This window comes from Undibacterium sp. RuTC16W (assembly GCF_049339445.1).
Classification (GTDB): Bacteria; Pseudomonadota; Gammaproteobacteria; order Burkholderiales; family Burkholderiaceae_D; genus Undibacterium.
Genome location: NZ_JBMPPE010000095.1, coordinates 1 through 318, shown reverse-complemented (window position 1 = coordinate 318; position 318 = coordinate 1). Strand labels below are relative to the sequence as shown.

1 protein-coding gene is annotated in these 318 nt (G+C 62.3%); it reads right to left on the bottom strand.

Features of this window, described 5'->3' with window-relative positions; genetic code table 11:
- On the bottom strand, positions 1 to 231 hold a 231-nt coding region (locus ACO0K4_RS19665; RefSeq protein WP_422958349.1), incomplete at its 3' end, for a hypothetical protein.
- Positions 232 to 318: the final 87 nt, after the last annotated feature.

The following is a 318-nucleotide window of genomic DNA, read 5'->3' as shown; positions in this document are numbered from 1 at the left end:
GCCGATCGACAGTCCGTCACCTTGGTGGAGGTGGGAGAGCAAGCTCCCGAGACGGTGTACGCGGGAATCCATCACGCGCCCGGCTGCACACCACGCACCGGTAAGCCCCAGGTTGCGACGCAGGCCTTCCGAACTGAGCGTCGCTACTGTGGGACAAGCAACCAGATGCCAAGGGGCAATTGCCGGGCCTGTAGCCAGTTGCCTGGCTAACCGTTTCGTAATGGATCGCAACGTCCTCGTGAGGCAGGAGGTAAGTGCCCTGCGGTGAACCGGTGAAGGCCAGCCGCAGGTGAATATCTCCGCCGCGGATAATCGAGT